We start from the raw sequence: 15520 nt of genomic DNA on the forward strand, positions 1-15520 counted from the left end.
GAGGCTGTGAGTGGGCGTCGCCAGGCGTTCAGGAGCCAACGTTGAAATACCACCCTTCGCTGGCCTGGGATCTAATCCGACAAAGTCGGAGACCGTGCATGGTGGGTAGTTTGACTGGGGTGGTCGCCTCCAAAAGTGTAACGGAGGCTTCCAAAGGTCTGCTCAACACGCTTGGTAACCGTGTGTGGAGTGCAATAGTACAAGCAGGCTTGACTGTGAGACCGACGGGTCGAGCAGGTGGGAAACCAGGGTATAGTGATCCGGTGGTTCTGTATGGAAGGGCCATCGCTCAAAGGATAAAAGGTACGCCGGGGATAACAGGCTGATCTCCCCCAAGAGCTCACATCGACGGGGAGGTTTGGCACCTCGATGTCGGCTCGTCACATCCTGGGGCTGGAGAAGGTCCCAAGGGTTCGGCTGTTCGCCGATTAAAGTGGCACGCGAGCTGGGTTCAGAACGTCGTGAGACAGTTCGGTCCCTATCTGTGGTGGGCGTAGGAAGATTGACGGGGGCTGCCTTTAGTACGAGAGGACCGAGGTGGACCCACCGCTGGTGAACCGGTTGTCACGCCAGTGGCATGGCCGGGTAGCTATGTGGGGAATAGATAAGCGCTGAAAGCATCTAAGTGCGAAACTAGCCCGAAGATGAATCTTCCACATAAGGGTCGTTGTAGACTACGACGTTGATAGGCTGCAAGTGTACGTGTAGAAATACATTCAGCTGAGCAGTACTAATTACCCAAGAGCTTGCACATTAACATCTTAACAATCTTGATCTCTTCTACTTCCAATATGACATGAAAAGAGTAAAAAGTGCAAGAGTACAAAGTTCATGAGTAAGATTACTCATAAGACTTTTAACTCTTAAACTCTGAACTCTAACTCAAAGAGCTTGTTGGTGACTATTGGCCTGGTGTTCACCTCTTCCCATCCCGAACAGAGAAGTTAAGCCCAGAACCGCCGATGATACTTGGATCAAACCTGGTAAAGTAGGTAGTCGCCACAATACCATTAAATACGAAAGACCATCTCAAAAGGATGGTCTTTTTTTGTGCCCATTAACCAGTGTTCACCTTTTCCCAGGCTACGCGGCCCGTCTCGACTACGCGTCCCGGAACAGAGAAGTTAAGCGCGGCCGGCTAAGCCGGGGGCGCCCAGGTTGTTCGCAACCCCGGTTTCCCAAATAAAACCCGTTAAACAGCAATATCTTGCTAAGTCTAACGGGCTGAAAATGTGCCGAAGATGGGACTCGAACCCACACAGGGCAACCCCCACACGCCTCTGAAACGTGCGTGTCTACCAATTTCACCACTTCGGCATAAAAAACTGGTTGGCAAAAATAAGAATGTTTTCTGCTTTATAAGATGGCACAATGCAAAAATTTCGATTTTTTATACTGTGACATTTTCGAACTGCGCGGGGATAACAATGTTCTTAAAACCTGCATTTTGCAATTTTAATTTGAAAGCCACTTGCGTTTCGTACTCTCCATGAACAAGAAAAATGTTTTTCACCTTTTCCGGTGTCTGGCACGATAGATAAGAGAGCATTTCATTATAATCGCCGTGACCTGAAAACGATTCCATAGAAGCCACTTGACAAACCACATCGAATTGCTCACCAAAAATATTCACCTTTTGATCACCCCGTTTTAATGCTCCGGCAAGTGTGTTTCCTGAGGCATATCCAACCAATAAAACAGTTGATCGCGCATCTCCGATATTGTTCTTGATATGATGCTTGATTCGACCTGCCTCTGCCATCCCAGATGCGGATATGATGACGCAAGGTTCATCTTTGTCATTAAGCGCTATGGACTCATTTACATCGGAAATGTATTTGAGATAAGGAAAAGCAAAAGCATCACCGTCTTTTTCAATGTATGCGAGGATCTCCGGGTTAAAACACTCGTCGTGCTCCTTCATGATTTTGGTTGCCCGGATCGCCAGGGGACTGTCTATATAAACGGGGATTTGTGGCAGCTTTCCCGAGCTGGAAAGTTGGTCCAATGCGTAAATCAGCTCCTGAGTTCGGTCAATAGCAAATGCAGGAATAATGAGCCTGCCTTTTCGCACAACGCAGGTTTCATGGACGATTTTCAAAAGATGCTCTTGCATGTCTGTTTGCTTCTCGTGTAGCCGGTCACCGTAAGTTGATTCACATATAATGTAGTCGGCCTGTGGAAAAACATCTGGCTTGCGTAAAATCCTGTCTTCGGGACGGCCGATGTCGCCTGTGAAAGTCACCTGCTTGAAAGTGCCTGCGTCAGGGATAGTTAGATGGACAGCCGCACTGCCCAAAAGATGCGCGGCGTCTGTAAGCAGCACGGCGACCTCATTGTCCGCACCTAAATAAAATGTCTGCCCATATTGTACAGTTTTAAATAAGCTCAATGCATGCACAGCGTCTTCAGTGGTATATAGCTCTTCAAGCAGCGGCCTCTCTTGCTTTTGTCGGCGGCGATTAATTCGCTCTAGATCCTTCTCCTGAATGTGGGCGCTGTCCAGCAGCATCACCCGGCACAAATCTGCTGTGGCAGCTGTACAATAGATAGGTCCGGTGAATCCTTGCTTGACAAGTCGTGGAATTAGTCCGGAATGATCGATGTGTGCGTGTGACAAAACCAGATAGTCGACATCGGAAGGTTTGAAGCCGAACTTCTCATTCAGCTCATCTGTTTGAATGCCCTGGAAAAGTCCGCAATCCAACAGGATTTTTGTCCCCTTTTCTGTGGTGATAAGGTGCTTACTTCCCGTAACGGTTCTTGCAGCGCCAAAAAATTGTATGTTCATAATGTAAACCTAATTTAAGCTAAAACATAAATTGCGTCCAGATTCCGGCCTATGCCGTCATAATCCAGCCCATAGCCGACAACAAATTTATTTTCAATATTGAACCCGGTATACCTAATGTAGATAGGTGTTTGAAGCGCTTCTGGTTTATGCAACAAGCTCGCAATCGCTACAGAGGCGGGAGCGTGATCATTAATTTGGCGTATCAACTGGGCCATTGTTAGCCCGGTATCAACAATGTCTTCGATGATAATAATCTCCCGGCCTGAAATATCATCATTAAGACCGATAATCTCCCTTACTGAACCTGTCGACTGGGTCTTGCTATAAGAAGCCAACTTAATAAATGTAATTTCACACGAAAGCGGAATTCTTTTTACCAGTTCACTTGCGAAAAGAAAGGCTCCATTTAAAACAACAATAAAAAGCGGGCAACGCCCTTCATAATCATTCGTAATTTCAGAGGCGATAGCAGCAATGCGATTTTCTATAACTTCCCTGGAAATGAGCGGGACAAATTTTTTATCGAGAATATTGATCATAATTTGAGGTGTCAGCTTACCAGGATCCGCGTTTGGAAGTGGATAATATAAAAATTGTTCTTGTCAGAAGCAGTGGAATGGTCTGAGGATCAATATTAACTCTTTTTTCAAAAACCCAGCCTGTGGCAAACGTAAAATATGATTCCCGCGTTAAATAGGGAGATTTACCCCTGATATGAAAAGTTTAATAATCCATACTGCCACATACTGTCTCTTCATCGTAGCTTCTGTCCAATTTGCATCAGCTCAATTGTATTCTTCTTCCGAGCTGGACAAGAACTACGATATGATCCTGAAAAATCCAAGCGTACAAATCGAGTCCACGGAAGCGATAAATATGCTATATAATTACAAATTTGCGGAAGCGGATACCGAGTTTCGCTGGCTTAAATATCGCTATCCGAAGCATCCGATGCCCCATTTTTTAATGGGCCTTGCCGAGTGGTGGAAAATAGTCCCTAACACTGAAAACGAAATGCACGATAAGGCGTTTTTGGCACAAATGGATTCGACCATTACCCTGGCTGAAGTCCTTTACGACAAGGAAAAAAATAAAGTGGAGCCCGCATTCTTCCTCGCGGCGGCCTATGCATTTAAAGGTCGATTATATGCGGAAAGAGAAAGCTGGACCAAAGCCGCATTTGCAGGCAAAAAATCTTTGAAATATTTTGAACAATGTAAAGGAAATGGGGACCTAACCCCGGAATTGCTGTTTGGTGACGGACTTTACAATTACTACGCAGAATGGGTGCCCAAAGAATATCCGATTTTGAAACCCGTCATGTCACTTTTTCCAAAAGGAAATAAAAAGCTGGGTGAGCAGCAATTGGAAAAGGTTGGAAATAATGCCTTTTACACGCGCGTGGAAGCCAGGTATTTTTTATTGCAGATTTACAGCATGGAAAATGAATATGGCAAGGCTTATGAAATGGCAAAATATATGTGGCAAACATTTCCTAACAATCCCTATTTTGAAAGATATTTTTGCCGGACTGCATTTGTAACAGGAAAAATGGCGGAAGCAGAAAAAGCGGCGCAGAATATTATTGAAAAAATAAGCAGCGGAATGCCGGGATATGAAGGGGTAAGCGGAAGGAATGCTGCTTATGTGCTCGCCTATTACAACATGACTTACCACAAAAACTACGATCTGGCAGCGCAGTATTACCAGAAGGCAATCGATTATTCAACCCAAACCAACTCATTAAATGCAGGTTACTACGTCTCATCATTGATTGGATTGGGTAAAATCGCCGAGATCAGAAAAGATTATGACGAAGCACTGCGCTATTATAAGCAAGCGGATGATAAGGCGGAAAAAAAATCAAGTCAGGATAGGGAGGCAAAGACAGCCATCGCTAACCTGAAAAAGATGAAACGGGATCAGCGCAGGAAAAGGTGATCTGAACTTAACCCAGCTAAGCCTTAGCTGGGTTTTTTAATGCTGCATAATGTTTGAAGAACAGCGGGATTGTCTCAATTCCTTTGTAATAATTAAACAATCCATAGCTCTCATTAGGAGAATGCAGCGCATCAATATCCAGCCCAAAACCCATCAGAATGCTTTTGCAGCCCAATTCCTGCTCAAATAGCGCCACGATCGGAATGCTGCCGCCACCGCGCGTTGGAATTGGCTTCTTACCAAAAGACTCTTCCATTGCCATTTCCGCCGCTTTATACTCGACAGAATCGGTCGGAGTTACGTAAGGCAAACCGCCGTGGTGCGGCGCTACTTTTACCTTTACCGCAGCCGGTGCAATGGACTCGAAATGTCTGGTAAATAATTCAAGAATCTCTTCGTCCGTCTGGTGCGGGACCAGGCGCATCGAGATTTTAGCATTGGCCTTTGAAGGAAGCACTGTCTTAGCGCCTTCGCCAATATATCCACCCCAAATTCCATTTACGTCCAATGTTGGGCGAACGGATGTTCTTTCAATGGTCGAGTAACCTTCCTCGCCCATGATGTCATCAATTTGGAGATCTTTTTTATATTCTTCCAAATCAAAAGGCGCTGCGTTTAGGGCTGCACGTTGATCCGCGGTCAGATCTTCGACATCGTCATAAAAACCAGGAATAGTAATGTGCCCCTTTTCGTCTTTGAGAGAAGCGATCATTTCGCAAAGAACATTGATAGGATTGGCAACGCCACCGCCATAAACGCCGGAATGCAGGTCCCGATTGGCTCCTATAACCTCCACTTCCACATATGTAAGGCCACGGAGCCCTGTTTCAATAGAGGGCACGTCGTTCGCAATGATGCTTGTGTCCGAGATTAGGATCGTATCGCATTTCAGCATTTCCTTATGCGCGCTCACAAATGAGCCGAGATTGGACGAACCGATCTCTTCCTCTCCCTCGATCATTATTTTTACATTGCAAGTGAGATTACCAGTAGCCAACATCGTTTCCAACGCCTTGATATGCATATAGAACTGGCCCTTATCGTCGCAAGATCCTCTCGCATAAATGCGCTCGTTTTTGATCACCGGCTCGAATGGCGGGGAGTTCCACAGTTCGTAAGGATCGGCTGGTTGCACATCGTAATGTCCGTAAATAAGCACGGTAGGCAGATTTTCGTCAACGATTTTTTGACCATAAACAACCGGATGTCCGGCAGTTTCATAAATCTCAACCCGGTCTGCACCTGCTTCCGAAATGCGGTCGCGTACAAATTCCGCCGCTTTGCGCATTTCCGGCTTGAATTTAGAATCTGCACTCACGGAGGGGATTCGCAACAAATCCAAAAGTTCATTCAAGAACCGGTCGCGGTTTTCATTGATATAGCTAAGCATTTTTGAGGTGTTTTCTGTTAAACGGACCGATAAACGGCGCGTCAAGTTAAAAAAATAGCCTCTAAGGTCGTCCCTCAGAGGCTGTTTTTTTGAATTTAGTTTCTTATTTGTGGTTTCCCGCTTTTTTGCCAAAAAGGTTAACCCTGTTCTCATTGCCATTCAAAAGTCTCACAATGTTCTTTTGATGCGTAAAAACAACCAGAACAAACATTGTAAACCCGAAAACAATTAACAGCGGCTCGGGATGCCCGAAAACGCCAACCCAGGAAAGCACGGGAAATGCTAATGTAGCGAGTATGGAACTCAGCGAAACATATTGAGAAGCAAGTAAGGTCAGAATAAATATTGTAATGCAAACGGAGGCCAGTTCGGGATGAATGGCCAGCACCATACCCAACAAAGTTGCAATTCCTTTTCCGCCTTTAAAACGGACGAAAACAGGGAAAATATGGCCAATGATCGCTATAATCCCAAACAGGATTTTGTACATTAACAACTCCGTTTCACCGATCTCGTTCATGTAGAAAAGCATGGAAGCAAGGCAAGTAGCAGTCCATCCTTTCAACACATCAATTAACATGACAACAGTTCCGGCACGCTTTCCTAAAACCCTGAATGTGTTGGTTGCCCCGGCATTTCCACTGCCATGTTTCCTTACGTCAATCCCAAAATATCCTATTCCGTACCAAACTGAACTCGGGATTGATCCTAACAAGTAGGCAGCTATAATCGTAATTATTAATAAGGCAATACTCATATTGTACTATTCGCAGAAAATTTTAAACGTTAAAATGTTTTATCCAAAAATACTATAGTTGAGGGATTTTACAAGCAAAACGCATACAAAACTAACATTATACAAACAATTTTTCAAATTGTAGCATTAAGTATTGCGAATTCGACATTCACGTCAAAATCCTTCGGTTGGCTCAACCTTCTTCTTTTTGGTCTCGGTCGGCACCACTTTTTTCTTCGTCGTTTTAGCCGCTAGCTTGGCCTTTTTAATTGCCGGCTGATAAAAGTCATCAAATCGGTTAACGAAAGCATCTTTCTCCTCAGAACCAATCGACACCAGCGACATATCCTTAGACTTTACATTCTTGGACTTCGCTGTAATTTGGTCATTGAAATCAACCTGAGAAGAAACAACGCCCAGCTCTCCAAGTTTGTAATCAAAATAATACCAGACATCCGGAGATGCCTGTAAATATAAACTAAACTCGTCGCCATCAACGGAACGCCTGATTTCCAGCACACCTTCCATTTGCGCATTAATGTTGTTTCTGCCTAAATTGGCCACGCCAATCGGACCCTGTGAATAATATGCCCCGTGCGAAGCGGACCAATACAAATTGACATTGGACAGAAGCATAGGAACGTCCAAAGCCGGTGAGGCCTCAAATAAAGGCTTATAACCGGCAGCAGTAAGCTTAGCATATGCATCCGTCGCTTTCGGGCCGATTAGCGCAGATAATTTATTGTTCAATTGCTCCGCATCGTCATCCGCCGCAGTGCTGTTTTGCTCTTCCAGGTTTACTTCAACGATTTTTGCTGCTAACGGCTGCGAAATAGGATCCAGCGCCGGCAGTTTCATTAATAACATTGTATTGAATGAAAATCTGGCGCTATCCACTTGCGCCTCGCCCGTTCCCACAGCTTGCAACCAGGTCGCGCCAGTCAGTTTAAGCGGACCGGAGAATGTTGCAAGTCCGGTTTTGTCATCGAATCGCAGAGCATTTGCCTCGTCAATCAGGCCATCGGCTCCGGGAGGGGGCATCACTTTGAAAGCTTTTTCGTCCTCGTCGTAGTTTAATGCGCCTTGGGCCTGGTAAATGTCCTCATCCCCATCCGAATCTTTGGGTGACAGGAACGACATATACATTCCTTTTGCCTCATTATAATGTAACCCCACCGAAAGTGGAATTTCGTGCTCGTTTTTCAGGTCTTTGTCAATTTTGATGGCAACAGTCTCGCCGGGCGCATCTTTATATACAATCCACGAGCTCTGAAAATCTTTTCTGAATTTGATAACAGGCTTCACAAACCCATCCAATTGCAATGATGGTTCGTAGGCAATCAGATTAATGCCGCCTTTATATTGAATGCGGGGCGATAGGAGCAGGTTTTCGGTTTCTTTAATATCTGCCCGAGCAGTTGTGTAATATTTAACCGCAGCAGGAGCCTGATTGCTATTACGCTGTTTTTTCCCTTCTTCGGCTGCGCCGATTTCTCTCAATTCAAAATTCTGCATTTTGATATTGAAGGTGTCTTTTCTTGCCGTAATGTATTGATATGTTGCCGAACCTTCGAAGTGGTTGCGGGAATCGATGCGGATATCCGCGTCACGCATTCGGTGCGAAGTATTTAATGTATCAATTTCAATGCGCGCTTTTTTCAGAGGAGCGATTTTGCCTTTGCTGTCTACGCTTACCAAACCGCCATCCGGGATGATTTTCACATCCGCAGTCTGGATAAAAGGAACGCCCTTAATATTTAATGTTACTTTCTCGACGTCATAAATAGCCTCAGAACCATTGAATGTAAGCCCTTCCTGATCCGGATCCATGGAAGTGTAGGACGAGGTTTCGCCAAACCCTTTCATCAGGATCGTTTTCTTGGCCATATCCCACTTCGCGCTTCCAATCAAGGTTTTGTAAGAAGCCGTGGGAATTTCCATCCCCGAGGAATCCGTGCCGAAGCCCGTTTCGTCCGTTAAGAAGTTGGCGATGCCGGTTTTGAAGTTGAAGTCAATGTTGACATTCTTACCGGTAAGCAGCTTTTTTGTCGATTTTTGATCAACACTATTAATGGCAAATTCCGAGCGATTGGCCAGATAACCATCTTTATTAAACTTAATATCTGGTGAAGACAACTCAGAATCCGCCCTTTTCAACTTTCCGTTACCATATAAACCTGTCGAACGGAGTAAAAGGCCACCTTCCAGGCTCGTAGTTCCATTATAGAAAGAGAAAGATTTTCCCTGCGTGTTAATAAACATGCTGTCCGCATTGGGATACCATTTTAATGCATAATCCTTCAACTGAACCGCCGGGAAATAGCCTTTTCCAATGGTCGCCTCCTTGATGCTGGCTACTTCGCCGGATGCCATTAAGGAATCGGCTGTGAGCAAAACTTCCTTGGCAGTCATTGAGGCAGACATGTATTTCAAAATTGCCTTGGAATGCAGACCGCTGTTGTCCATCGTGAGCGTATCTGTGAAGCGGGCCATTGCTTTGCCTTCATAAAGCTTCATGTCCGTAACCGGCGGCTTATATTCAAATCCGAGCGAATTGTCCGGCATGCTTTTCAAAACCGTCTGAATGTTCGGTATAATGCCATTTGCATTGAATGTTCCTTCAAAAATTACGTCGCGCTCATCCAGCCCCCCCATATCAATCTTCGGGATTTTGAAATTAACCTCTCTCGGATAAACGACGGTGCCGCGCTCGGGCTGATCAAAATAAACCATCATCCCTTCCTCCACAACCAGCCGAGGCGACTTCTTGACACCCTTTTGAAGGCCGGATTTGTTCTTAGGGTCACTCAGATAGAATGTTCCTCCTTTTTCATACTTCACATGACCGCCGACTTCCCCTTTTTGACCCTTCGCAAATTTTTCTCTCGGCGTAAATGTGATGGAATCAGAAGGCGCAACATTCACAAAAAACTGGTTGTAGTCAAATTTGATGTTCTGTCCTCTGAATTGATAGTTAGACGCGACCATTTGGCCGTTCAAAGTGAAATTTCTGTTTTTACCAATGATTAGTTTTTTGTCCTGAGGAACAGCGTAGATTTTAAGGGAATCGCTCACCACAAATTGCGAAACGCCCATGACGGTCAGCATAGTATCCGGCAAATAAATGGTCGCGTTAGCAACCTCATCGTTGGCTGTAAACTGAGAAGTAACCTGGAAGTTGTCATAATCTGCCTTATCCAGGTTTGCGAGGACGAACAAAATTCCCTTTTTGCTTAATGCAAACTCATCAGTTGCTTTGTTATAAATAAAATATTCTTCAAGCGTAAGTCTTTGCAGCGTGTTACGCATGATTTCAGGTTTTTGCTTAAACTTCCGGGCAAGATCATCCGACAGGAATGCTGATTTTTTTTCTGTCTGCGTGTAGTTCGCGGCCATAATCAACGGCTGAAATCCATATTCCTTGCTAATGTCCTTAAAACGCTCTTTTTTAAAGTAATCCAATGATTCCAGCTTCACAGGAGCAACCTGCTTGCCGTTAATGCGAAAGAACTCTACCTTATCGTTCGGAAATCTCCATCGCATGGCCTGCGACCAGATGTTCATTTTATGATAAGTGTCTTTATAGGGAAGCGGCGCGTAATCTGTCCTTTCTACGCGGCCCAGTTTTACCAACCCTTCGTCATCGTTGTATTTAAATGTCACACCGGGATGATACAGCGAATCGCCACCGAGCGGCATAGAATAGGTGGCAAATGAAGCTGCAATGACCGAATCTTTCAATTCAAACTTTTTGCTCTGAGCCGTGAAAGCGAGCTTGTCCTTGTATTTTACTTTAATCGTCGATGGCAGATCACTTAACGATGAACTATACATTTCGGTCCCGATCAATGCGAAACCGCCCTTATAGTCAATGTTTTTGCGCGTTTCCTTCAATTTCGCGTCAATTCCGTTTGAAACAAAACGGGGATAGGGAGCGGGCTGGCCTTTTATTTTCTTGACACCGCGATATTCCAATGTTCCTTTAATCGGCGCGGCAAGTTGGGCGTCGCTGTGAAGCGTTACATTTTCGGCAACAAGTCTGGGCTGTGAAATGTTGAATGAGTAACTGTCCAGATCAGCATAGATGGACGAATCGCCGCCAGCCTGCCAGTTAAACTTGCCGTTTTTCCCCACAAAAATTCCATCTTTAAGCGAAACACTCCCATTAGCCGGCCCAAAAACAACAGAATCGCCAGCCGTAACCATGGCAAAAGTTGCGTTTTGCAAATCAAGTAAAGCGCCGGTAATAGCCGGTAACGGATTGGATTTGGGTGTTATTACGTAGTTAGAATCAACAGGCGTGTCCCAGCTGTCATTGGCCGCGGCGACGTTCGCCTCAGCATTAGCTGTTACAGCATTCGTTGTGTCGAAACGATATTTATATGTTCCTTCTAAAAGGTAAAGTGAGTTATAATTTGCCGCATAAAGTTTGTTGGTTTCATTAATCGTCCTGACCGTTTCCAGCACTTTTTGGAGTGTCTTACCATCATATTGCTGACCGGAGCTGGTCGCGAGATCGAGAAACCCTTCCAGATTTTCGGGCGACTGTCGCGCAAACGCGTGCGTATTGCGGACCAACAGGAACATCACCGGCCCCGCCTTTTGACCTTTGGAGATCTGTGTTTTAACAATGTTGATAAACTTCGTCTGCTGGGAAGCATTCAGCGCAGACATCCACACGCTATCGAGCTGCGCGGCGGAGCGAATGTATTGGGGATTCCGGCTGCCGTCCATCAGCTTGCGCAATTGCACCATAAACTGCCCGGGATCATCCGAAAGTTTTAGGTTTTGAGCGGACGCAGTTTTGCCCGCCCATGCCAGAATGCAAAAAAATAATGCAGTACGAAGTATCCTCATTTGTTTTGTTTCTCAACTTTTAAATACAACACAGGCCCATTGATTGCGTGTATTGGAATTGATTTTCGTTAACCCGTTTTCAAATGCACATTGCTCAATATCAGCCTGATCCGTTTCATAAAATCCGCTTGTCACCAGCCAGCCGCCGGGTTGCAAATGCTTTACATAGGCGGGTATTTCGCTTAATAATATATTTCTGTTAATGTTGGCCAGAATGCCGCCAAACATCCGTTCGTCAGGCACTTCGGTGATTGTTCCCTGGAAAACCTCAGCTTCGGTCCCCAGATTGTTCATTAAAAAATTCTCTCTGGTGTTTTCGACGGCCCATTCGTCAATGTCGAAACCCAATAAATGTGTCGCGCCTAACTTTGCGGCCAGGATGGACAGTATTCCCGTCCCGCAACCCACATCCATGACGGACAATCCGGTATGCGGCAAACTCAGCTGCTCGTTCATGACGAGCCACGTTGTTTCGTGATGTCCTGTGCCAAAAGACATTTTCGGTTGGATCAGCAAATCGTATTTAAATGCAGGGTCCGGCTCGTGAAAGGTGGCCCTCACCCGGATTTGGTCACCAACTTCTATTGGCTCGTAGCTTTTTTCCCACTCCTCATTCCAATTTCTTCTTTCTAACGATTTCCACGTGGCCGCTATTGTCGTTAATTCCAGGTATTTGGCAGTAAGATCATGCAAGTTTTGTTCATCAAAATCATTTTCCTGAATATAAGCCAAAAGCCCCTCTTCCGTCTCGACAAAAGACTCAAACCCAGCCTCCCCCAACTCCGCCATCAATATTTCCGAAAAATCCGGGTCTACTTTTAAATCAACTTCTATGTAATTCATGTTTGACTAAATTTTGATTTTTTTAAGGCCGCAATATCATCCGGCTTTTATCCGTATAGATTAATATGGTTGACTTTTGGATACTAATGCCTATTGTTTGTAAATTTAGGATAAAGCTTATCTGTTATGTATACTGCGGTTAAAGGAATTTACGAGAATGGTGTTTTGAAATTCACAGAAACGCCGCCTTCCGTCGAAAAGTCGGAAGTCGTGATTTTATTCATGGATAAACAAGAGGAAAGCGAGTTTCCAGGCAAAAAGCCTAAGCCGGGTGTTGTTTTAGGAAGCTTAGCTAACAAAGGATTGAAAATTCCTGATGACTTCAACAATCCTTTGGATGATTTAAATGACTATATATAGATGGGGAGATATTTAATAGATACACAAATTCTCATCTGGTCCCTTATTTCCCCTGACAAACTTGGCCTAGATGTTTTGAAGCGTCTATCGTCAGAGCAAATCTACACTTCCCAATTGAGCCTTCTTGAAATTGCAATTAAACAAAAGATCAACAAGCTTCCTGAGTTGCAAATTTCAATTGAAGAATTGGAGCCAATTATTGTTAGAGATGGGTTTCAAATAATTCCTTTGAAAACAAAGCATATAATCGCATACAAGGAAATTCCATTATATGCTAATCACCGAGATCCTTTTGATCGTCTTCTCCTTGCAACGGCATACGCTGAAAACATCGCAATCATTTCCGCTGATCTAAATTTCAAGCTTTATAGCGACTTTATTCAACTCATTGAAGCATAAAAACGCGCTCACATCATTAAGACATAAGCGCGTTTCTCTTATTGTTATAAATCAAGGCTTCCGCCGCTTCGCTGCCAGATCATGCGCAGTATCATAATACGATCTCAAATTCATCCAGTCGAACACGTCCGAAATGTTCTCAACGCGGTTTCTTTGCATAATGCGGTCGCGGCGTTGCATTCTTACGAATTTGAAGAGGATATCGGCGAGCTGGTCGGCTGCCTGGGTGAATGTTTGTGATTTTCTGTTGATTACGTAAATGCCGCGGTTTTCGTAGTCCCGCATGATTTGCATGATATAATCTCCAAAACCGGAAAGATCGCTGGTTACGGTTGGAACGCCTCTAACTACGCATTCCAATGGCGTATAACCCCACGGTTCGTAATAACTTGGGAAGACGCCTAAATGGCAACCTCTCACAAATTGTCCGTAATCAAGTCCGAAAAGCGGGTTGGTTGAGGAGATGAAATCCGGGTGATAGACGATTTTTACGCGGTCGCGCTCGTTATTAACGAGGTTTGCAGTTCTGCAAAATTCTGTAATGCCGTCTTCCGCTTTCAAATCGTGCGTCACAAAAGCGGGTAACTTGTCTGTTTTCCAGCTTTGAATGGTTCTTCTGAGCCTTAATCTCCAATATTCATCTACGAAATTGTTGAGGTCGGGCATCTTATGGTCAGCGCCTGAGGCTGTGGCGAGAAAAAGTTTTTCTCCCACTTCTTTTTCAATTGCCGTGCAAGTTTCCTGCAACTCATTTAACACAGCCCTCGACTGTAAAACGTCAGGATTGACAGAAAAATAAGGTTGTTTGGTTACAATAAACATCACAACAGTCATATCCATATTCGCCTGCACCATTTTCCAGTTCAGCCGGGCTAATGCTTCCAGTGTAAGGTCATAACCTTTATTACTATATTCATAACGCCCGGAGGTAAAGAAGTAGAGTGTTTTGTCCAGATCAAATGAATAACTCGGAAAGAAATGACCTAATACAAATTCGTGAATACGTTCTTTATGCTTTAAATGGAGATTTTGAAATTCATGGACAGCCTGAAAACGCACAACATTAAGACCATTAGGCGTAACCAGATCAGGCATTCTTCCTAGAAAAACTTCACATTCACGTGCCGTGACGTCACTTACCGTCGTGAGCACGTGCGCGCTTAATGCGGCTTGTCTTTCGACCGAACATTGCGCCAGAATACCGTAATTTTTTGCTTCCTGTTCCCAGTCGAAGAATGGGAGCTTGCTGTAAAATCCGCTTACATTTTGAGCCAGGTAACGCCCCAGCATGGTTGCGTGCGTGGTGAATGTGGTCGCAATTTTAACATTGTCGCGTTTCAGATCAGGTAAGCCGCTGCTGGCCATCCATTCGTGGAATTGAGCATAAATCTCTTCGCGTTTTGCATTTTCCTCAGCATATTCCTTTAAAAATAACCGTACAAACTCCCCGAAGCAAAGAGTCTGGTTAACCAGCGGCTCAACATTGATCGTCGGGATTCGGCTGCGCTCCCAGAGGTTAAATTTAATGGTGTCAAGCTCATGCGCAATGCTTTCCAGATCAAAGAGGATAACGCGCGGTTTGCCGGTCACCAGCCAGTAACCATAGAAAACAGTGTAGCCCATGTCACGCATGCGCTTTACGACGCGTCCGGCGGGAGAATCTTCCAGATCCGTAATTATTTCAAATTCGGATGACGCTTTTTTCTCGAAATATGGGCCTAGCAAAAAGTAGTTGTCTTCCCACTTCTCTACCATCGCGGGGACCTTGGTCCGTATTACAGTATAAATTCCTCCAACTTGATTACAAACCTCCCATGCAATTTCAAACAGGACGTTTTTCTTAGTGGTTTTGACAAATGGTTCCAATACGGGATGTAGGTTTAAACGTTACTAGCTGCATTCGCAAAGCGTTTTTGTTTTCTTTAATTCACAAAAATCCTTGTAATTACACAATAAATATGCAGAAAAATTATTCACAATAACAACAATCCGTCGTTTGTTTCTTCGACCTTAAACAAAGCATAATATGCGATGTGCTGCCCAAAATATAACAAAGTCAAGAATGCATTTTTGTTGTTCACTCGATAAAGAGAGCCAATTCAAACCGTCACCACATGAATTTAAGACCGTTCTCGGCTAACTTTGTTCCAAATTACGTTACTTTGATTGGATTAACATTTTGCATTGGTTAGATAGTGAA

General features: G+C 44.5%; 10 protein-coding genes, 1 tRNA gene and 2 rRNA genes (1 of these 13 only partly in view). 5 read left to right on the top strand and 8 right to left on the bottom strand.

All coding sequences use genetic code 11. The features are described 5' to 3' along the window. A 23S ribosomal RNA gene (locus MUK70_RS23850) occupies window positions 1-754 on the top strand (it extends 2067 nt beyond the left edge of the window). A 139-nt stretch (window positions 755-893) separates the two neighbouring features. Continuing rightward, a 5S ribosomal RNA gene (rrf, locus tag MUK70_RS23855) occupies window positions 894-1005 on the top strand. Window positions 1006-1233: 228 nt separating this feature from the next. On the opposite strand, the gene MUK70_RS23860 is transcribed toward rrf, so the two are convergent. The 3 genes from MUK70_RS23860 to hpt form a co-directional block, all read right to left on the bottom strand. After that, a tRNA-Leu gene (locus MUK70_RS23860) sits at window positions 1234-1317 on the bottom strand. Between the two features lie 73 nt (window positions 1318-1390). Continuing rightward, window positions 1391-2791: an MBL fold metallo-hydrolase RNA specificity domain-containing protein gene (locus tag MUK70_RS23865; protein ID WP_234658504.1), complete on the bottom strand. Its 1401-nt coding sequence runs from the start codon at window positions 2789-2791 to the stop codon at window positions 1391-1393. Between the two features lie 14 nt (window positions 2792-2805). Next, window positions 2806-3333, bottom strand: coding sequence for a hypoxanthine phosphoribosyltransferase (hpt, locus tag MUK70_RS23870; RefSeq protein WP_234658503.1), 528 nt, complete (start codon window positions 3331-3333; stop codon window positions 2806-2808). A gap of 175 nt (window positions 3334-3508) precedes the next feature. Between hpt and MUK70_RS23875 the strand changes: the two genes are divergently transcribed. Beyond that, window positions 3509-4735 (top strand): tetratricopeptide repeat protein, encoded by a 1227-nt coding sequence (locus MUK70_RS23875; protein WP_234658502.1) that lies wholly within the window; start codon window positions 3509-3511, stop codon window positions 4733-4735. A 16-nt stretch (window positions 4736-4751) separates the two neighbouring features. On the opposite strand, the gene MUK70_RS23880 is transcribed toward MUK70_RS23875, so the two are convergent. The 4 genes from MUK70_RS23880 to prmA form a co-directional block, all read right to left on the bottom strand. Continuing rightward, on the bottom strand, window positions 4752-6125 hold the full coding sequence (locus MUK70_RS23880; protein ID WP_234658501.1) for a dipeptidase: 1374 nt from the start codon (window positions 6123-6125) through the stop codon (window positions 4752-4754). 103 nt (window positions 6126-6228) lie between these two features. Continuing rightward, window positions 6229-6882 carry a glycerol-3-phosphate 1-O-acyltransferase PlsY gene (plsY, locus tag MUK70_RS23885; protein ID WP_234606038.1) on the bottom strand — a complete coding sequence of 218 codons (654 nt, stop codon included), beginning with the start codon at window positions 6880-6882 and terminating at the stop codon, window positions 6229-6231. 153 nt (window positions 6883-7035) lie between these two features. Then, window positions 7036-11718: a hypothetical protein gene (locus tag MUK70_RS23890; protein ID WP_234658499.1), complete on the bottom strand. Its 4683-nt coding sequence runs from the start codon at window positions 11716-11718 to the stop codon at window positions 7036-7038. Window positions 11719-11730: 12 nt separating this feature from the next. Then, the gene (gene prmA / locus MUK70_RS23895; protein ID WP_234658498.1) at window positions 11731-12561 is read right to left on the bottom strand and encodes a 50S ribosomal protein L11 methyltransferase; all 831 of its coding nucleotides are present in this window, start codon (window positions 12559-12561) and stop codon (window positions 11731-11733) included. A 126-nt stretch (window positions 12562-12687) separates the two neighbouring features. Here prmA and MUK70_RS23900 point away from each other — a divergent pair, with 126 nt between their 5' ends. Together MUK70_RS23900 and MUK70_RS23905 are read left to right on the top strand one after the other, a co-directional pair. Then, window positions 12688-12921, top strand: a complete 234-nt coding sequence (locus tag MUK70_RS23900; protein ID WP_234658496.1) for a hypothetical protein — start codon at window positions 12688-12690, stop codon at window positions 12919-12921. Then, the gene (locus MUK70_RS23905; RefSeq protein ID WP_234658495.1) at window positions 12922-13320 is read left to right on the top strand and encodes a type II toxin-antitoxin system VapC family toxin; all 399 of its coding nucleotides are present in this window, start codon (window positions 12922-12924) and stop codon (window positions 13318-13320) included. A 51-nt stretch (window positions 13321-13371) separates the two neighbouring features. Here MUK70_RS23905 and MUK70_RS23910 read toward each other — a convergent pair whose 3' ends face one another. Beyond that, window positions 13372-15186: a glycosyltransferase family protein gene (locus MUK70_RS23910; RefSeq protein WP_234658493.1), complete on the bottom strand. Its 1815-nt coding sequence runs from the start codon at window positions 15184-15186 to the stop codon at window positions 13372-13374. Between the last annotated feature and the right edge of the window lie 334 nt (window positions 15187-15520).

The sequence above is a fragment of the Dyadobacter chenwenxiniae genome (assembly GCF_022869785.1).
Taxonomy (GTDB): domain Bacteria; phylum Bacteroidota; class Bacteroidia; order Cytophagales; family Spirosomataceae; genus Dyadobacter; species Dyadobacter chenwenxiniae.